At 70.6% G+C, this 19,259-nt stretch carries 14 protein-coding genes and 2 tRNA genes; 4 read left to right on the plus strand and 12 right to left on the minus strand.

Features of this window, described 5'->3' with window-relative positions; genetic code table 11:
* The first annotated feature begins 1 nt into the window (after position 1).
* Positions 2-1,864 carry an FtsX-like permease family protein gene (locus tag HNQ61_RS01515; protein ID WP_170030984.1) on the plus strand — a complete coding sequence of 621 codons (1,863 nt, stop codon included), beginning with the start codon at positions 2-4 and terminating at the stop codon, positions 1,862-1,864.
* Between the two features lie 392 nt (positions 1,865-2,256).
* On the opposite strand, the gene HNQ61_RS01520 is transcribed toward HNQ61_RS01515, so the two are convergent.
* The 12 genes from HNQ61_RS01520 to HNQ61_RS01580 form a co-directional block, all read right to left on the minus strand.
* Entirely contained in the window at positions 2,257-3,051 is a 795-nt protein-coding gene (locus HNQ61_RS01520) for a hypothetical protein (RefSeq protein ID WP_170030986.1), read from the minus strand.
* A 108-nt stretch (positions 3,052-3,159) separates the two neighbouring features.
* The gene (locus HNQ61_RS01525; protein ID WP_420816047.1) at positions 3,160-3,537 is read right to left on the minus strand and encodes a metal-sensitive transcriptional regulator; all 378 of its coding nucleotides are present in this window, start codon (positions 3,535-3,537) and stop codon (positions 3,160-3,162) included.
* 161 nt (positions 3,538-3,698) lie between these two features.
* The gene (locus HNQ61_RS01530) at positions 3,699-4,382 is read right to left on the minus strand and encodes a hypothetical protein (RefSeq protein WP_183685462.1); all 684 of its coding nucleotides are present in this window, start codon (positions 4,380-4,382) and stop codon (positions 3,699-3,701) included.
* Positions 4,383-4,444: 62 nt separating this feature from the next.
* Positions 4,445-5,824, minus strand: coding sequence for a solute carrier family 23 protein (locus HNQ61_RS01535; protein WP_170030990.1), 1,380 nt, complete (start codon positions 5,822-5,824; stop codon positions 4,445-4,447).
* A gap of 840 nt (positions 5,825-6,664) precedes the next feature.
* Entirely contained in the window at positions 6,665-8,776 is a 2,112-nt protein-coding gene (locus HNQ61_RS01545; protein ID WP_170030994.1) for an IPT/TIG domain-containing protein, read from the minus strand.
* Positions 8,777-9,131: 355 nt separating this feature from the next.
* Positions 9,132-9,204 (minus strand) — tRNA-Gly (locus HNQ61_RS01550).
* Positions 9,205-9,573: 369 nt separating this feature from the next.
* Positions 9,574-10,050, minus strand: coding sequence for a hypothetical protein (locus HNQ61_RS01555; RefSeq protein ID WP_170030996.1), 477 nt, complete (start codon positions 10,048-10,050; stop codon positions 9,574-9,576).
* On the minus strand, positions 10,047-10,634 hold the full coding sequence (locus HNQ61_RS01560) for a hypothetical protein (RefSeq protein WP_170030998.1): 588 nt from the start codon (positions 10,632-10,634) through the stop codon (positions 10,047-10,049). Before HNQ61_RS01560 ends, HNQ61_RS01555 begins: the two co-directional genes overlap by 4 nt.
* A 333-nt stretch (positions 10,635-10,967) precedes the next feature.
* Positions 10,968-11,040: transfer RNA gene (locus HNQ61_RS01565), tRNA-Thr, on the minus strand.
* Between the two features lie 55 nt (positions 11,041-11,095).
* The gene (locus tag HNQ61_RS01570; RefSeq protein WP_240978530.1) at positions 11,096-12,121 is read right to left on the minus strand and encodes a class I SAM-dependent methyltransferase; all 1,026 of its coding nucleotides are present in this window, start codon (positions 12,119-12,121) and stop codon (positions 11,096-11,098) included.
* 20 nt (positions 12,122-12,141) lie between these two features.
* The gene (gene cysS, locus HNQ61_RS01575; protein ID WP_170031002.1) at positions 12,142-13,587 is read right to left on the minus strand and encodes a cysteine--tRNA ligase; all 1,446 of its coding nucleotides are present in this window, start codon (positions 13,585-13,587) and stop codon (positions 12,142-12,144) included.
* A gap of 102 nt (positions 13,588-13,689) precedes the next feature.
* The gene (locus tag HNQ61_RS01580) at positions 13,690-14,652 is read right to left on the minus strand and encodes a mechanosensitive ion channel family protein (RefSeq protein ID WP_170031004.1); all 963 of its coding nucleotides are present in this window, start codon (positions 14,650-14,652) and stop codon (positions 13,690-13,692) included.
* A gap of 463 nt (positions 14,653-15,115) precedes the next feature.
* Here HNQ61_RS01580 and HNQ61_RS01585 point away from each other — a divergent pair, with 463 nt between their 5' ends.
* The 3 genes from HNQ61_RS01585 (at position 15,116) to HNQ61_RS01595 (ending at position 19,187) form a co-directional block, all read left to right on the plus strand.
* Positions 15,116-16,597 (plus strand): sensor histidine kinase, encoded by a 1,482-nt coding sequence (locus HNQ61_RS01585; protein WP_170031006.1) that lies wholly within the window; start codon positions 15,116-15,118, stop codon positions 16,595-16,597.
* 273 nt (positions 16,598-16,870) lie between these two features.
* Positions 16,871-18,157, plus strand: a complete 1,287-nt coding sequence (locus HNQ61_RS01590) for a PepSY domain-containing protein (protein ID WP_170031008.1) — start codon at positions 16,871-16,873, stop codon at positions 18,155-18,157.
* Between the two features lie 163 nt (positions 18,158-18,320).
* Positions 18,321-19,187: an alpha/beta hydrolase gene (locus HNQ61_RS01595; RefSeq protein WP_170031010.1), complete on the plus strand. Its 867-nt coding sequence runs from the start codon at positions 18,321-18,323 to the stop codon at positions 19,185-19,187.
* The last annotated feature ends 72 nt before the right edge of the window (positions 19,188-19,259 follow it).

The raw sequence follows: 19,259 nt of genomic DNA on the forward strand, positions 1-19,259 counted from the left end.
CATGAACCTTCGGCAACGGACCGGGCGGGGCCCGCTGCGAGCCCTGCTGCGCGCCCCCGGCTACGCGCTTCCCGCGTTCACGGCGATGGCGCTGGGCATCATGCACGGCGGCCCGCTGCTGTCGCTGGCCCGCGCGCGGCTGGGGCTGGCCGCGCCGCACGCCGCGGGACCCGCGTTCGACCGCGCACCCGGCGGCGGATGGACGACGCGGCTGGTGGCGCCGGAGACCGTGCAGGCGCTGGGCGTGGACGCGCTGGTGCGGGCCGCGCTGGCCGCCGTGCTCCTGCTGATGGCCGCCGCGGCGGTGAACCTGGCCACGCTGGTGCTGGCCCGCGCCACGGCGCGGCGGGCGGATACGGCCGTGCGCGCGGCGCTGGGCGCCACGCCGGGACGGCTGGTGCGCGCCGCGGTGGCGGAGGCGGGTGCGCTGGGGATGGCGGGAATCGTGGCGGGCGCGCTGCTCGGCGCGGCGGTGTCCCTGCTGGTGCGGGCAAGCTGGCCCGCGTCCGCGGGGAGCATGGGCGCGTACCGGCCGGCGCTGGGCATCGGCGCGGCGGCGGCCGCGCTGCTCATCCCCACCCTCCTGCTGGCGGTGATTCCCGCATGGACGGGGGCCCGCGGGCGGCTGCACGGGTGGCTGGCGGCCGGCGCGCGCGCCACCGCCGGCCCGGGCGAGGTGCTTCTGCGGAAAGGGCTTACGATTCTGCAGTTCGGCGCGGCGCTCATGCTGCTGTGCGGGGCGCTGGTGCTGGTGCGCGGCTCCCTGCCCCGCTCCGACCCCCAGGCGCTGGGCTTTGATCCGCGCGACACGCTCACCTTTCGCATGCACCTTCCCCCCGGGGCGGCGGACGCCGCGCACGAGCAGTCCCGGCTTCTGGCGGCCGTACGCGCGGTGCCGGGCGTGGTTTCCGCTTCGGCGGCCAGCCCCGGTGCATGGCTGGCGCAGGGGGAAACGGACTGGGTGCACTCCCGCTGCCGGGGGTGCGGCGACGCGGGGGTCCTCACGCCGCTGCTGGCGGGCGGCGCCGTTCACCACGCCGTGGCGCCCGGGTACTTTCGCGCGCTGGGAATCCGCGTGCTGGCCGGCCGCGAGTTCGGCGCGGATGAAGGCGCCGGCGGGCGGCCCGCGGTACTCGTGAACCGCGCGTTCGCCACGTTCATGCTGCCGCGCGCGAACCCCGTGGGGCAGCGCGTGTCCTTTACCGGGCCGTTCGGGCGGATGTACGACGTGGTGGGCGTGGTGGATGACGTGCACGCGCGGAGCGCCGGATCGACGGGGGTACCGGTGCCCGCCGTCTACCTTTCCGCGCTGCAGCACCCGCCGCGCACGCTGGACGTGGCGGTGCGCACGCGCGGCGAGCCGATGGACGTGGCCGAGGCGGTCCGCGCGGCGGCGGCCGCGAGCGTGCCCGGCGCGCGCATCCGCGACGTGCGGACGATGGACGAACTGCTGCGGCGCCACGCCGCGCCGCTGCGCTGGTTCGGCTGGCTGATGGCCGCGGTGGCGGCGGGATCGCTGGCGCTGTCCGCGGGCGGCCTTTTCGCGGTGATGAACTTCGCGGTGGCGCGGCGCAGGCGGGAGATCGGCGTGCGGATGGCGCTCGGGGCTTCGCAGCGGGACGTGGTGAGGCAGATGCTGAAGGAGGCCGCGCGCGTGGCCTGCTTTGGCGCGGTGCTGGGCGGGGCGGGCGCGCTCACGCTGGCGCGCGGGCTGGAACTGGGCTTTGCGGGGATGCACGCGCTGGACTGGCCCGTGTACGCGGGCGTCGCCGCCCTGCTCGCGGCCGTCTGCCTGGCGGCGGCGTGGTTCCCCGCGCGGCAGGCGGCAGGCGTGCAGCCGATGGAGGCGCTGCGGGCGGACTGACCCGGGACGGTCGACGCCGGTCCACACGCACGGGCGGGCGGTCACGGATCCGGCGGGCGGCACGCGGTCCGGAGAGGAACCGTGCTTCAGACGGCAGATGCCCCGCTGATTGCTACGGACAGTCTCGTCCAGCGCCGGACTGTGAGGCCCCTCCCCTGCCCCTCCCCGTGCAAACAGACGCACGGAGAGGGGTGGAATCACGCCGGGGATCAAGCCTCCGCGTGGGAGCAACTCTCCATCGCCGGGACGTGGCCGTCATCGCCGCGGCGAAGTCATATCATTCACCGTGGCGCGGAGCGGTCCCAATTGCGCGAAACACGCTCACGGGATGCAGAACGCCCGCCGCGGAAACTCGCGGCGGGCGTTCTTTCATCCATCCAGCCCGCGGCGGATCAGCGGCTGGGAGGAGCGGCGGGCGCGGGCGGCGCGGCCTGAGGCGGACGGGCCTGCCCCGGGGGCGGACGCAGCATCTGCATCACCTCCGCCTCGTGCTCGGCAATGAAGCGCACGTTGGCCTCGTTGGCCTGGATGGGCGCGGTCTGCCCCGCCTTGCTGATCTGGTGCACCACCATTGCCTGCACCAGCGCGGTCATGGCGTTGGCGTAGTCGCGCGGCGCCATGCCGGCCCGCTGCACCGCCTCGCGCGCGGCCGGAATGGAGTTGAGGCGCTCGTACACCTCGTCCGGGTTGAACTGCTGCATGCGCAGCGAACTGGCGAGTTCGGGGTTCGTGCGCTGCAGATCCGCCAGGTTCAGGGCGGCCTGCCGCATCTTGGCCAGCCCCTCCATGCTGAGCCGGTAGTCCGAAACCGGCATCTGCTTGATCAGGTCCGTCACCACGGGGGGCGGCGGGCGCTGCGTGCCGGGCCGGCGCGACGCGCTGTCACGCCGCGCGGGAGCGGCGGAGGGCGACGGCGGGGCCGAGGGCATCTGGCCGGCCACCGGCGGCGCGGCGGCCACGGGGCCCGCCATGGGTGCGGCGGCCGTGCCCGGAGCCGGCCCGCCGAGCGTTCCCGGCGCGGTGCCGAACGGGTCCGACGGGTTCATCGCCCCCGTCGCGGCCGCGGGGGCGGCGGCCGTCCCGGTCGAGGCCGCCGCGGGAACGTCCGGCTCCGGCTCGTTGGGGCCGCAGGCAGACAGGACAAGCGCGCAGGCGGACAGCGCCGCCGCGGGGCGAAAGCTCAGCATCAACGGATCGCTCGGATGTCGGGGAAGAATGGGCAGCCGCCCGCGGCGCACCGCGGACGGACCGGGCCGAACGATAACGACGGAAGGGCGCCGCAGAAAGATTCCGCCTCAGCGCATGTGGCGGTACATCATGTCCACCAGTTCGTCGTACATCTGCTCCGCCTCGTCTTCGCCGGAGCGGATGGCGTTGGCCGCGCAGTGCTTGAGGTGGTTGCGCACCAGCTCGCGCCCCACGGAGCGCAGCGCCTCGTGCACGGAAGAGATCTGGGTGAGGATGTCGGCGCAGTAGCGGTCCTCCTCCACCATGCGCTGCAGGCCGCGCACCTGGCCCTCGATCCTGCGCAGCCGCTTGAGGTTGCGGTCGCGGATGGCGGGATCGACCCCCACCGCCATGCGCCCGTGCCCGTCTCCCTCGCCCGCGGGCATCCCGCATCCGCAGCCGCACACCGCCGGCGCCGCCGCCGTTTCCGTTTCGTCCGTCATCAATGTTCCGCCTGTGCCGTACACCTGTCCGATGCTTCCGCGATGAATACCCCCGGGGGATATGTCGGCGTTCCCGCTTTCCCCGTCAACCCCTTGGACGGCCATCCCCGGTCGTTTTCGCGCGATCCACTGATTTCGCGGACAGGCGGGGCGGTCTGCCCGGTTCAGAGATACAGGAATCCGACCGGGATGGAATCCACCCGCAGAAGCCGGGTGCGGGAGCGCGGCTCGCCCGGGTCGCGGAAAAGGCACCGCTGCTGGATGGTGCGCCCCGAGGTAATCCACCAGACCGTGGCCGTCCAGGACCGGCCGGCCCCCCGCGCCGACTCTGCCGCCCTGGGGAGGGGCGAGCCGGGCGGCAGAATGTCATAGGGCAGGTACAGCAGGGCCGAATCGTTGTAGATCCGTCCCCAGCTTCCCCGCACCGGGATGTTGTCCACGAGTTCCGCGCAGGCGGCCGCCGCGGTGGCCGAGTCCCGCGGCGCGAACCGCGCAACGCTGTCCCAGTCCGCCGGGCCGGACAGGACGCGGGCGGCCCCCGGGCGGGAAACCACCGCCGCCGTGAACGGGCCTACGTGAGAGGTGCGGGGCGGCGCGAAGGATCCGTGGGAGTACACCAGCCCCGGAACCACCCGCGACGCCACCCGCCGCACGTGCATGGAATCCGCCGCCATCCCGGCCAGGTGCGCCCAGTACGAGTTCTGCCGCATGCGATCGCTCAGGGCGGCACGGAGCAGGCTGTCCACCGCGGCGGGGGCACGATCCCGGGCCGCCGGCTGCCGCGGAGCGCATCCGAGGACGGCGGCCAGCAGCGCGGCGGCGGCGGCGAACCGCGATCCTGACCGCATCATGCAAATCCGTCGTTCAGGTTGATCAGCCGCGAGCCGCACTGGTGGGCGGTCGTGCCCCGTCACCCGGGAACGGCGCGGGGCGGAAGCGCCTCGGCGGGCGCATGGGGATCGGCGACGCCGGAGTCGGCGGTGCCGAGGCCGTCGTGGCGGGACGCGGGCTCGCGCAGCAGCTGGTAGATGATGATGGCGCCGAATGTCGCGGTGCCGATTCCGCCGACGGAAAAGTCGCCCAGCTTGAGGATCAGGTCGCCCGCGCCCATCGTCAGCGTAACGGCGGCGGTGATCAGGTTTCGGCTGTTGGAAAAGTCCACCTGGTTCTGCACCCAGATGCGCCCGCCGGTGGCCGCGATCAATCCAAACAGCACCACCGAAAGCCCGCCCAGCACCGGCCCCGGAATGGTGCCGATCAGCGCGCCGAACTTGGGCGACATCCCCATTACGATCGCCGCCAGCGCCGCGATCACAAAGACCAGCGTGGAGTAGATGCGCGTCACCGCCATCACCCCGATGTTCTCGGCGTACGTGGTCACCCCGGTTCCGCCCCCGGCCGCGGCCAGCATGGTCGCCAGCCCGTCGCCCACAAAAGCGCGGCCCAGGTAGCGGTCCAGCGACTGCCCCGTCATGGCGCCCACGGCCTTTACGTGGCCCAGGTTTTCCGCGACCAGGATCAGCGCCGCGGGGGCGAACAGGAGCGCCACGTCCCAGCGGAACACCGGGCGGGAGAAGTGCGGAAAGCCGATCCACGCCGCCTCACGCAGCGGCGCGAAGTTCACCGCGGGTCCCAGCCCCATTCCGTTGGCCAGCACCAGGTACAGCAGGTAGCCTATGATGCCGCCCAGCAGAATGGGCACCCGCTTCAGCAGCCCCGGCGCGTAGACCGCCACGGCGCCCGTCGCCAGAATCGTCAGAAGCCCGATGGAGGTGTCGAACCCGTTGGCGCTGATCGCCTTTACCGCCACCGGCGCCAGGTTCAGCCCGATGACGGCGACGACGGAGCCGGTGACCACGGGCGGCATCAGGCGCTCGATCCACCGGTACCCGGTCGCCATCACGATCAGCCCGATCAGGGCGTACAGCGCGCCCGCCGCAATGATGCCCCCCAGCGCCACGCCGATGTTGGGATTGGGGCCCGTTCCCGCGTATCCGGTGGCGGCAAGGCTGATGGCCACGAACGAGAAGCTGGACCCCAGGTAGCTGGGCACGCGCCCGCCCACGATCACAAAGAACAGGAGCGTGCCAATCCCCGAAAAAAACACGGAGGTGTTGGGGTCGAACCCCATGAGGATGGGCACCAGCACCGTGGCGCCGAACATGGCGAAAACGTGCTGAAGCCCTACCACCACGGTCTGCCCCCACGGCAGGCGCTCTTCGGGGCCGATCACGCCGTCCGCCTTGACGGTCCAGCGGGGAAAGAAGCCTTGCGGTGCGGAGTCGCGCATGGACGGGTCCGTTGGGGAGGGGAGAGCGTGGCGGGAACGACGGGGAACGCACAAGCAAGCGCCGGGGCCGCAGATCCGCAACCCCGCCGCGGCGCGTATCTGTGGGGGGACCGGCCGCGCGGCGGAGCGGCGCGCCGGGAAGACCGCCCGCGTTCGTCCTATCTCTGCGGATCAAACGTTCCCTTTGCGCGCGGGTGTGCTGGCGCGGCGGGTTGGAGCAGCACAGAATGATCGAGATTGAGCTGTGGCACCGCGGGCACGCGGGCCGCAGGAGACGAATCCACCCAGACCATCGTAGCCGTTTCCGCCACGCCGCGTGCAATGATCTGCGCGCGGGCGGACGCCGGGGCCACTCCGGCGGCGAACCCGGGGGATGTCGGCCCCCGCCGCGCAGGCGTCGTCATGCCCTCGCGGGACGTTCCTTCAACATCAGTTTGACGTGAAGCCTTCGATTTTCAGGCTGCGGGGCGTGGGCTCCGGCCGGGTGTGTCCGCGGTGCGGCGGCGACTCCATGCGCACCGAGGGTGGGATGATGAACCGCATGCTGCGCCGCATGGGGCTGCGGATTCGATGGTGCCGCGCCTGCCGCGCGGAGTTCGTCGCGCCGCTCAAGGTTCCGCCGCTGGAGTAGACGGCCGGACCGCGGCGGATTGCCGGAACGCTCGGTTTCCGCCCGCGCGGAGCCATCTCCACGGGCACCGGCGGTCCGCGCGGGTGACACGCGGATCCGCCTTCCGGTCGTGGCGACCCGGGGCGGCGCGCGTGATTCGGCGGAGTTCCTCGACAGAAAAAGGCCCCCGGCATGATCGTGCCGGGGGCCTTTTTCCATCCGCGCGCGGATCAGCGGCCGAAGACCGGGCTGCTGATCAGGTAGATCTGGTTGGTGTCGACAAACGCCAGACCGTTGTCGCCCCAGCGCACCATCCGGCTGACGGCGAGGGCGGGATGGTCCGACGAGACGCCGGCGACCGTCACGGTGGCGAGCGACTGGAACGTGTTCAGGTCGTAGACGATGATGGCCGAGCCGCTCAAGACGAACGCCCTGCCCAGCCCCGCGTCCACCGCCATGGCTTCGCCCCCGCCCAGCGTTCCCATCCGCACGCGGCGCGCGGCGTCCACCACCGAGCCGTCCGTGCCGTAGATGCGCCCGGACTCGCCCAGGATGTCCGTGTAGAACCCGCCGATCACCCCGCGGGTCTCGTTGGTGTGGCGCACGCCGGCCGCGTCCACGCCCATGGTAAAGAACTCGAACCCGGTGTGGGCGTTGTTGAAGCCGTACAGCACCGACGACGATTCCAGGAACTCGATGCGGTTTCCGCCCGTGTGCCCCGGCGACGACTGCGGGCGCGCCACCCCGTCGTCGTAGATGGTGACCCCGTCCAGCGGCGGGCTGTAGCCCCGGTTGTGCCGCGACACCGCCACCGAGCGGGGGCGGCCGGGAAGCACTTCCAGGTCGCCGGCCACCTGCCCGCCGGTGAGCGACCACTGGATTCCGGGGGTGAGCGAGGGCAGGTCCACGCGGCGGATGGCGCTGGCGCCGTCCAGGCCCACGTACAGGAACTGGCCGTCGTCAGACCGGGCCACGCGCCCCGGTTCGCTCCCCACGAACACCGAGCCGGCAACGGTGCCCGCCGACGGGTCGATGGCCACGATGCTGTTGGCGTAGGCCGAGGTGCTCCGCGCGCTGGCGTACACGCGGTCCGATCCCGGATCGTACACGAGGTCGCGCGCGGAAATGGCCACCGTGCGCCGGACCGCGGCCGCGGAGCCCAGCGTGCGCACCGTGAACGAGACGCCCGACGAAGTGCCGCCGCCCGGCGCCGGGTTGCTCACCGTGATCTCCGCCGTCCGCGCGCCCGCCACGTCCTCGGCGGCGATGGTGGCGGCCAGGCGGGTGCCGCCCAAGTACTGCGTGGGCCGGCTCTGGCCGTTCCACCGCACCACGGAGTTCTCCACAAAGGAGGTTCCATGGACGTAGAGCGTAAACCCGCCGCGTCCCGCCGTCGCGCCCCGCGAGGGGAGGATGGTGATGACCGGCGCGCCGTTGACCACCTGCAGCGGAAGCGGGCCCGACACGCCGCCGCCCGGGGCCGCGTTCACCACGGTGATGGTCAGGGTGCCGGCCGCGCGCAGCATTCCCTCGCTCAGCGTCGCGTTCAGCACGCCCCCGTTCACGAAGGTGGTGGGGACGGCCGTTCCATTCACCTGCACGATGGAGTTGGCCAGGAACCCGGTGCCGTTCACCGTCAGCGTCAGCGGCTCGCGCCCGGCCGTGGTCTGCGTGGTGCCCAGCGACGAAATCGCGGGCTGCGGGGCGCGCACCTCGAAGGGGAACGGGGACGAAACGCCGCCGCCGGGCTGCGGGTTCACCACGGAAAGCGTGCGCGCCCCGGACGTCGCCAGGATCGTGTCGCTCACCTGCACCCGCAGCTGCGTGGCGGAAACAAAGGTGGTGGGCCGCACCGCGTTGCCCACGTACGCGCGCGACCCGGCCACGAAGCCGGTGCCCGTCACGGTGACGTCGGTGGAGGCGCCTCCGGCCGTGAGCGCGGCAGGCGCCAGCGCCGAAACCACGGGCAGCGGGTTCTGGACGGGGGATACGGTGAGCGGGGCCGCGTTCGACACGCCGCCGCCCGGCTCGGGGTTGAACACGAGGACCTGGATCTGTCCCGCGGCTTCCACGTCCGCGGCGGTCAGGGTGGCCCGCAGTTCTGTCCCGCTTACGAACTGCGTGGGCCGGTCGGTGCCCTTGACGCGCACCACCGACTGGCGGACGAAGTCGTTTCCGATCACGCGGAGGGCGGTTTCGCCGCTCCGCTGCTGCACGCTGTTGGGTTCCAGCGTGACGATGGCCGGGATGGGATTGCTGCTTTCGGTTCCTCCGTCGCCGCACGCGGCGAGCAGAAGGCCGAGCATGGCCAGCGCGGCCCCGGAAAGGCGGCGCGGGGACAAGAATTTCGGGTACATCCGGGACGGGGTTGAGACGGAGGAACAACCTGGAACGTGGCGCTGCCGCGTGCGCGGCAGGGACGGCAGGGGAGCGGAACGGGCTCCGGGGGGAAACATCGTGCGCCGCCACCCAACCCGCAACCCGGCCCCGGGCCGGAAATCGAGCCGCGACCCGCCACAACCAGCCGCACCGAAGGCCTCGTCCGCCGTACGCGGCCAGAGCGGCGGATGCAGTCCGTCCCTCCACGCGGGACACCTATCACCGTGCGGCGGCTTGCGTCGCGGTCCGGCGTGCGTGTTCCGGACGCGCAAAGCCCCGGACACCTGAGCAGGTGCCGGGGCTTTGCGTTTCCATCAGAGCGGGAGACCGGGCTCGAACCGGCGACATTCAGCTTGGAAGGCTGACGCTCTACCAACTGAGCTACTCCCGCAGACCGCGCACCAGCCGTGCGCGGGACCACATTATATCCAGAATCCTCGAATCGCGCAATCCGTCCGCGGAGCAGCCGGAACGCGGCAGAGCCACCTGTCGGGATCGAACCGACGCCTATGCAACCTGCTTTACATCTTTAAAGAGTAGGAGATGGATCTTCGGGGATGGGGAGAGCAGGCATCCGACGGGTGCGCGGTGGCCTGTCCTGGGGATCGTCTGCCATGAACGGGGTCCTGCTCTGATGAGAACGGCGACCGGCTCAGGGCGCCGCGGGGCACTCCCGTGCGAACGGGCGACGCCTTAGTGAACCGTACTTAGCTTCTGCCGCTCGCAGGTCGAGGGAGGAACTGAATCAATGCGGCTGTGACTACTCCCCGAGCCCCTCACCCTCACGCGCGGCAGGCAGGGCGAGAGGCTCGCCTCCGTCCACCCTGATCTCAATCCGCAGTCCGTACCTCCAAGCCAGTTCCTCCAACTTGGCCGCCAGTTTCCGCGCCGCGGCTGCAATCTCTTCCGACGAGGCGGGCACGATCGGCGTTTCAGCGATCTTCTTCGCCTCTGCGTCGCGAGCCATGCCGACCGCTTTTAACGCCTCCTGATCGGCCTGCGCGTTCGCGAGGCGCGCCTGCGCTCGGGTCAACTCCGCGTCCGCGGAAAGCTTATCCAACTGCGCGTCCGCAGCCCGATCCGCCAGTTCCCACTTGTGGGCAAACCACGGTAGCACCGTTTCGAGGAAACGTTGCCAGCGGCCCTTCTCCGCCGGTGTGCGCGGCGGGTTGGGGATCCCGGTGTAGCGCTGCAGCGGGACGGGCTCATCTTCGTTGCTGTCGTAAGGCTGCCTCATTCTCCTCCCCCTGCGAGCATCCTCACGCCCTCCGGTGTGAAATCGATCCCGCTCCCACCGATCCGGCGGTAGAGAACGGAGAGATCGGAGAGGATGTCCGCGATTTCCTCCGCAGGGGCAGAGCCTGGATCGATCAAGATGGAGATCGAGGACATCGGCGATTGATCGCTCTCCATGGATGGTTCAGGGATCGTCTCGAACAGGGCGTGTGTAGCATCCGCCAAGTCTTGCAGCGCTGTTGAGATTGGATCGAACTGAAGGTGTTCCGTGGGCTGTGGCCCAGCCGTCCGCAATCTACCGAGACTTGCTAAGAGGATTTCGACCTGCTCCGGAGGCATACCCGGAGGGATTTCCGCAAGAGCGCTTCGAAGCTCCTCAAGAAGGGCGGGATACGTGAGTTCTGCCCGAGCGCTCAAGATGTTGTTTGACCGGATCAACCAACCTTGGAGTCCCCCTACAGCCTCCCGCAAACGGGCAAGGAAAGCCTCGCGTTCCCGGCCGTCGCTGAGAAACCCTCCTCCCATAATTACCTCCTCATCGCAGGTGTGGCGTGTTGGATGCGAACCAGGCGTTGCGGCCGGCATCCCCCGTCTGCCCTTTCCGTCAGACGGGCGCGTTGCGCGCCGTCTGCATTGCCGCGTATGCGGCTCCCGCCTCACGGACTGCAGAAATGAAGGACCCGCTGAGGTCCGACCTCCGCAACGGCGATCCGCAAGGCGGCGAGCGACGCGCGCGCTAGTGCAGCTGGGGATCGGAACCTACGATCACGAGGCCGGGAGAATGAGCGACCACGGGCATCGTAAATCCAAGATCGGCACCACCAACCGCCACCAGAACCGCCACCGAGCATCGAGGGCCGGTGGCGGTTCGGCTTGCGACCACGCCGCAAGGACCATCAGGATGAGCACTTACAGCAGAGCCACCTGTCGGGATCGAACCGACGACCTTTCGATTACAAATCGAGTGCTCTACCAGCTGAGCTAAGGTGGCGAAATCGCGGCCGAAAAGTAAAACCCCGCGCCGCATCGCACCACCCCCGCCCGTTCTACGCCACGCGCGCGAGCACATCCACCACCGCGCCCATCCCCGCCGCCGCCTCCGCGCGGGCCAGCGGCGCCGCCAGCGCGTCCACCACCCGCCGCGCCAGGCGAGGGCGCCGCACGGGCATCGCGTTCTGCGCGGACGGATCCACCGGCATGGCGGACCGCCTGGATGCGCGACCGTCCTCCGCGCCGCCGTCCACCAAGTCGTTGCCCGGAAGCGCGTCGGTCCACGGGATGCGGCCGGTGCGCAGGCGGTGCACGGCGTTCAGCGCGGAGCCGGCCACCGTTCCCGGGCCGTGCCACGGGTCCCACGTTGTGGCGGATTCAACGGCGAACCCTTCGCGCCGCAGAAGCTCCGCCAGCGTGCGCGGCGTGTAGAAGTACACATGCTGCGGAAACATAAGCGACGCCCACGCCGCGCCGGTCAGCCGCCGGGTGAGCGAGGCGTGGTTGGGCACCTGCAGGTGCAGCACGCCGCCCACATCCAGCAGCCGACGCACCGCGCGCAGCCACTGCGCGGGATGGTAGACGTGCTCCAGCACGTGATACGCGGCGATCACGGGAAACGGAGCTCCGTCCGGCGTCTCTCCGCCCGAAATGTCGCCGGTGAACAGGCGGATGCCGTGCCGGCGCAGCACCATTTCCGCCGTTCGCGCGTCGAACTCCGATCCGCCCACCGCCCATCCCGCGCGGCGGAGGAACGCGAGAAAGTTTCCGTCCCCGCAGCCGATCTCAAAGATCCGCCGCCGCCCCGCATTCACCGACGCCTCCAGCCGGGCGAGGCGATGCGCGAACGTGGGATTGGCGAGCTGCCGGTCCAGTTCCGCCGGAGACGGGTCCGCGCCGGGATAGTAGCCGGCGTACAGGAGATGGAGCCGGTTCTCCGCCACGCGGTCGTACAGGCGCACCACGCCGCACCGCGAACACGCGGCAAAGCGGCGCCCGCACACCGCGCCGGCGGCGCGCCACGCGGTGGAACGGCAGACGCCGCACTCCGGGACGGTCTCCCAGAGCGCGGCGTCGTCCATTCGCACGGCGTTCACGCGGGTCAGGCGCCCAGCTTCCAGCGCGGGCCCTGCGCGGTGTCTTCAATCACCACGCCGCGGGCGGCGATCTCGTCGCGGATGGCGTCCGCCTGGGCGAAGTCGCGCGCCTTGCGGGCCGCCTGCCGCGCCGCGATCCGCTCCTCTACCCAGCCGGCCAGATCGTCGTCCACCACGTTTTCGCGGTCCGCCAGCATCACGAAGCCGAACACCTCGTCGATGCGCTCGAACGCCCGCAGCGCCGCCGCCTGCTCCGCCTGCCCGATGGGGCGCCCGGCCAGGTCGTGAAGGCGCGCGTTCACCCGGCCCACCAGTTCGTGCAGGGCGGCGAGCGCCACACTGCTGTTGAGGTCCTGGTCCATCGCGGCGGCGAACGCGGCCAGCGACTCGTCCGCCGCCAGGTGCAGCGACGGCGTGTCCATGGGATCGGGATCGCGCGCCGCCGGAGAGTCGCGCAGCCGGTCGCGCGTGTCGCGCACGCGGCGCACGGCCTCAGCCGCGGCGCCCAATCCTTCGAAGGTGAAGTTGAGCTTGCTGCGGTAGTGCGCCGTCAGGAACAGGTAGCGGATGGCGGACGGCTTGACCCCGCGGTCGATCAGGTCCTGAAGGTTGAAGATGTTGCCGGTGCTCTTGGCCATCTTGTCGCCTTCCAGCAGCAGGAACTCGCCGTGCAGCCAGTAGCGCACGAACGTCTTTCCCGTCGCCCCCTCGCTCTGCGCGATCTCATCCTCGTGGTGCGGAAAGGTGAGGTCCACCCCGCCGCAGTGGATGTCGAACGTTTCCCCCAGTTCCTGCATGCTCATGGCCGAGCACTCGATGTGCCACCCCGGCCGCCCGCGCCCCCACGGCGTGTCCCACACGGCGCCCACCTGCTCGTCCTCGGGCTTTACGCCCTTCCAGAGCACGAAGTCGCGCACGTCGTCCTTGTCGTACTCGTCCGCCGCCACGCGTTCGCCGCGGCGGCCGGCGCTCACGTCCACCTTGGACAGGGCGCCGTAGTTGGGGAACTCGCTGATGTCGTAGTAGACGCTCCCCTCGCTCTCGTACGCCAGCCCGCGCTCCTGCAGGCGGCGGATGATGTCGATCATCTGCGGCACGTAGTGCGTGGCCCGCGGATGCACCGTGGCGCGGCGGATGCCCAGCGTGTCCAGGTTCCAGTACAGGTTGTCGATGAACGGCTCCGTGTAGTCGTTCAGCGACACGCCCTCCCGCAGGGCGCCACGGATGGTCTTGTCGTCCACGTCGGTCAGGTTCATCACGAACCGCACGTCGTAGCCCCGGTACTCCAGGTAGCGCCGCAGCACGTCCGTAAAGAAGAACGTGCGCATGTTGCCGATGTGCGGCGGCGCGTACACCGTGGGCCCGCAGGTGTACAGCCCCACCTTTCCGTCCACCAGGGGGACGAACTCTTCTTCGCGGCGGGTGAGCGTGTTGTAAAAAGTCAGCGGCATCTGATTTCGATGGATGAGAAGCGGTCGGAGGGCGCGCGGAAGGTCATCCGCCGCGCCGGAACTGGGATCAGCCCGCGGCTCTCCTACATCGCCTGTGGTGCCTCATGTTCTCGCTCCCGGAACGCCGTCCGCCGCGTGGTCGCCGCCGCCGGCCGGGACCACCGCCGACACCACCGGCGGCTCGGCCCAGGTGACCGTCTGGTGCGGAAAGGGAATCTCGATTTCTTCGCGGTCAAACCTGTACTTGATGCGGCGGCGAAGCTCGCGCGCCACGTCCCACTGCTTCAGCGGCAGCGTCTTGGCCATCACCCGCACGGTGATGGCGCTTTCGCCGAACGCCTCGATCCCCGGCACTTCCACCGGGTCCAGAAGCAGCGGCTTCCACTGCGGATCCTCGTACAGTTCCCGCCCCAGGTCGCGCAGCACGCCGATGACGCGGTCCGGGTCCTCGCGGTATCCCACGCCCACGTCCAGCACCACGCGCGCCCAGGTGCGGGTAAGGTTGCTGACCTTCTTGATCTCGCCGTTGGGAACGATGTGCAGCACGCCGTGCACATCGCGCAGCACCACCACGCGCAGCGTCATCTTTTCCACCGTGCCGCTCACCCCCTCGATGCGGATCACGTCGCCCACGCCGAACTGGTTCTCGAACAGGATGAACAGCCCGGAGATGATGTCCTTGACCAGCGACTGCGCTCCGAACGAGACGGCCAGGCCCAGGACGCCGGCGCCGGCCAGCAGCGGGCCCAGGTTCACCCCCAGCGAGCCCAGCACCATGAAGACGCCCAGGATGGCCACCAGTACCATTCCCATGCTGCGCAGCAGGCTCAGCAGGGTGCGCGCGCGCTGCGTCTGGGCACTCAGCACGCCGGGCGTAGGATCGCCCAGGGCGCGCTCCACGCGGCGCAGCACCAGGCGCAGCGCCCAGTACAGCAGCAGGGTGACGAACAGCGCGCCGGCCACCCGCAGGCCGGTGATGGCCAGCGCCTCCCACGTGAACTTGTCGGTCCACTTGTCGCGCAGCTGCGCCAGCTGCACCAGCGTCAGCGTGTCTGCCTGAATCATCAGTGAACGGGCGGCGGATCGGGGCCGCGGCACGGCGCTGCGGACGGTCCGCGAACGTAAGCGCGCGCTCGCGCGGCGGTCAACCCTGATCGGGAAGTGCGTGAGTGCGTGAGTGCGGGGTGCGGGGTGCGTGAGTGCGCGCGGCGGCGGCTTCCGGGCGTCGTGCCGGCGTATCCGCGCGCGGGAACTTCCGTTGGACTACGCCGTGTCCGCGCGGGCGGCCTCCGGTCCATGGCGTCCGCGGGGGAGCGCCGCCCGATCGGCGGGAATCCGCGGAGGCATCGTCCGGGGGACGGCGGTGGGGCGAGAAAAAGGCGCGCGGGTGCTGGCGCAAACTGGGGCCGGCGCGGGTACAAGGCGGTCGGCACGCATGGTGCCTTCCGCAATCCAGAGCAGGATCGGGTTCGTCGCCGGCGCCCGCCGGAGGGCGCGCGACTTTCCCGGGCGTCAGGAGCCGGTTCTCATGGACACGCAAGGTTCAAAGGGCCCCGCCGGGGGACAGTCGTGGACGCTGCGCATCTCCGCGCCCACGCTGGCGCTGGGCTTCGTCATGATCTCGCTCTTCGCCCTGGCGCTCACCCCCAACTACATGATCCGGCGGCTGGACATTCTGCGCCGCGACACCGAAGGCACGGTGGGCAGCGCCAGCCCCATCGTGGCGGAACTGCGCCTGCTGATGGAGCAGGAAGAGGTGGATCACGCCCACCTGCGCATCACCGGCACGCGCGAGGCGCTGGCGCACTACCGCGCCACGCAGCAGCGCGAAGACAGCATCTTTCAACGCCTGCTTCCCCTGGCGGAAAGCATCGGGCCCGGCGTGGCGGCGCGCGCGCGGGAGATGCAGCGCCTTGCCGGACGCATGCAGGTGCTTCCCGACGCCCGCGCGTACGGCGAGATCGACGAAGCGGAGTTCACGCGCAGGCTGCCGGAACAGGCGCCGCTGCGCGACTCGCTGGAGGCATCGCGCGTGGCGCTGGAGGGCGCCATCACCCAGGCGCTGGAAACGGACATCGACCGCGGCGGCGAGGTGGTCAGGCGCCAGCGCACCATCTCGTTCTGGATGGGAGCGATGGCGCTGCTGGCGGCGGTGGCGGTGGGGTGGTTCGCCCGGCGAGAACGCCACCTGGGGCGGGAACTGACCCGCGCGCTGGGCGCGGAACGCAGGCTGCGCGAAGAATCGGAGCAGCGGCGCGAGGAGCTCAAGCGCATCAGCGAAAGCAAGGCGCGGCTGATGCGCGGCTTCAGCCACGACGTCAAGAACCCGCTGGGCACGGCGGACGGCTTTCTGCAGCTTCTGGAGGAGGGGATCATCGATCCCGTCACCGAGCGGCAGAAGGCCAGCCTGGGCCGCGCCCGCCACTCACTGAACGCGGCCGTCAACCTGATCGAGGACCTGCTGGAGATCGCCCGGGCCGAAACGGGCGCCATCCACATCGCGCGGGTGCCCACGGACATCGCCGCCGTGGTCCGCGAGGCGGTGGACGAGTTCCACGGCCAGGCGCGCGCCAAGGGCCTGGTGATGACCACGGAGGTCGCGGACGGCCTTCCCGCCATCCACAGCGACCCCGTGCGCGTGCGGCAGGTGCTGGGAAACCTGATTTCCAACGCGGTCAAGTACACTCCCGCGGGACGCGTGCAGGTGCGCGCGATGCCGCGCGCCGCCAGGGACGGCCGGCCCGGCGTGGCGATGGAGGTGGTGGATACCGGCTCCGGAATTCCCGCGGACAAGCGGCCGCTGCTCTTTCAGGAGTTCACCCGCTTTGAGCCGGGCGCGGCGCGCGGATCCGGCGTGGGGCTGGCGATCAGCGCGCGCATCGTGGAGGCGCTGGGCGGCGAGATCGGCGTGGAAAGCGAGGTGGGCAGGGGCAGCACCTTTGTTCTCTGGCTCCCGGTCGGCAGCCGCGCGGACGAGCAGCCCGCCCCGCCCGCGACCCCGACGCGCTGATCCGCCACGCAACAACATTCTCACACAGAGACACGGAGACGCAGAGAGGAGATGATCCGTCGTCTTTCTCTGCGCCTCCGCGGCTCTGCGCGAGGCTCTTCCCTGCTCCGCCGCCGCGCGGAATCCCGTCGCTTGACACCGTTGCCCCGAACAGGTACTCTGATTGAGAATGATTCTCATTCAGAGCTACAACACTGATCCGCTTCCCGCGCGCACCTGACTGCGCGCATTCACGGCCGACCTGCGCCGGCCCACGACTCATCCGGACTGTCCGTGCTGCGTAAAATCGTTTTCTGGAGCCACCTTGGGGCGGGGTTCATCGCCGGGGTGGTTGTGTTCGTGATGTCGGTAACCGGTGTGCTGCTGACCTACCAGCGCCAGATGACGGCCTGGGCCGACATGCGTGGCCTGAATGGGGCGCCCCCCGCGGCCAACGCGGCGCGCATGGCCCCCGAGGCGCTGCTGGGACGCGTGCTGCAGACGGAAAAGGGTGCGCCCACCTCCGTGGTGTGGCGCGGCGCGGCGGACGCGCCCGTGGCCGTCAGCTTCGGGCGCGAACGCACGGTGTTCGTCAACGCGTACACGGGCGAGACGCTGGGCACGGGCGCCACGGGAATGCGCACGTTCTTTCGCAAGATCACCGAGTGGCACCGCTGGATGGGCGCCACGGGCGAAAACCGCGAGCGCGGCGGCGCCCTTACCGGCGCGTGCAACCTGCTCTTCTTCTTTCTGCTGCTGAGCGGCGCCATTCTGTGGATTCCCAAGCAGTGGAGGCGCGCCAACCTGCGCAACATCATGTGGTTCCGCCGCGGACTGCGCCCCAAGGCGCGGGACTTCAACTGGCACCACGTGTTCGGCTTCTGGATGTTCATCCCGCTCGCCATCATCATCGCGTCGGGCGTGGTGATCTCGTACTCGTGGGCCAGCGAACTCGTGTTCCGCGTCGTGGGCGAGTCGCCTCCGCCGCGCCAGGGTGAGGGCGGTGGCGGCGCGGGTGGGGCGCCCAAGGGCCGCGCGGAAGGCGGTCGCGGCGCGGCCGAAGGCGGTCGTGCGGAGGGCGGACGCGGCGGAGCCGGCGAGGGCCGGGGCGCGGCGGAAGGCGGGCGCGGCGAGGGTGGCCGTGGCGGAAACGGTGAGGGCCGCGGCGCGCCCAAGCTGGCCGGGCTGGACCCGCTGTGGGCGCAAGCCGTTGCGCGCGCGCCGGGGTGGAAGATCCTGACGATGCAGGTTCCCCCGAAGCCGGACGCGCCCGTGTCGTTCACGCTGGACCGCGGCACCGGCGGGCAGCCGCAGACGCGCGCCACGCTGGCGTTCGATCGCGAGACCGGCCGTGTCACCAAGTGGGAGCCGTTCGCCGCCACGTCAACCGGGCGCCAGCTTCGCGGCATCCTTCGCTTCGCGCACACGGGCGAGGTGCTGGGGATCGTGGGGCAGACCGTCGCCGGGATCGCGTCGCTGGCCGCCGCGCTGCTGGTGTGGACCGGCATCTCGCTGTCGCTGCGCCGCTTTGCCGCATGGCGCAGCCGCCGCAAATCGCCGCGCGCCGCCACGCCGGCATGAACACCGCGGACCCGCGGTTTGGAGGATGAGAGAAAGAGCGCCGCCGCGGACCTCCGCGGCGGCGCTCCTCATTTCCTGCCACGGGTTCTCCCGAGCGTTGCACGCCGGACGATCCCGATTTCTATTGAGGGAAACGCCCCCGATCCCCGTTCCGAAGAGCCGCATGCCCGCACGCCGCGCTTTCCGTCCCCGCCGCATTGCCGTCGTGGTCGCCGCCGTTCTCGCATTCGCCAGGATCGCGACCGCGCAGACGCCAACGGTTCCCGACACCGCGCGGGTGCGGATCGTCTCCATCCCCGGATCGCTTCCGCAGCCGCGCAACGCCGTCGTGGTTCTGCCGCGCGGCTACCACCAATCCGTGCGGCGCTACCCCGTTCTCTACCTGCTGCACGGGCATGACGGCGGGTACCGCAACTGGATGGAGCGCACCAACCTGCTCGCCTACACCGAGCGGATGCCGCTGATCATCGTGCTGCCTGACGGCGCGAACTCGTGGTACACCAACAGCGCAGCGCGGCCTGACGAGAAGTTCGAGGACTACGTCGCCACGGACATCCCCGCGTACGTCGACCAGAACTTCCGCACGCTCACGTTTCGCGAGGCGCGGTACGTGGCGGGGCTCAGCATGGGCGGATATGGTGCGTTGAAAATGGGATTGAAGTACCCCGCGCGCTTTTCGCTCTCGGGCAGCTTCTCCGGCGCGCTGGCGGCGCCAACGAGCACGACCTCCACCACGGTCGGGGAGGCATTCGGCCCCGCGGGAAGCGCGGCGCGGGCGGAAAACGATCTGGTCGCGCTGGCGGGAAGCGCGCGGATCCCGGAAGGCACGTACTTCTACCTCGACTGCGGGACCGCCGACCGGCTGCTGGAAGCCAACCGCACGTTCGCCCAGGCCCTGTCCGCCCGGCCGCTGGCGTACGAGTACCACGAGGTCGCCGGTGTGCACAGCTGGGAGTTCTGGGACCGGCGCCTCCCCGTCTTCATGCGCCTGGTCGAGGAGCGCATCGCGCGCCTGCCCGCGCTGGACTGAGCACCGGATCCGGGTCGCGGGCTCTCCCCAGAGCCCATGTTGACTTTTAATATGACAATCATCATATCTAAA

Source organism: Longimicrobium terrae, from assembly GCF_014202995.1.
GTDB lineage: Bacteria > Gemmatimonadota > Gemmatimonadetes > Longimicrobiales > Longimicrobiaceae > Longimicrobium > Longimicrobium terrae.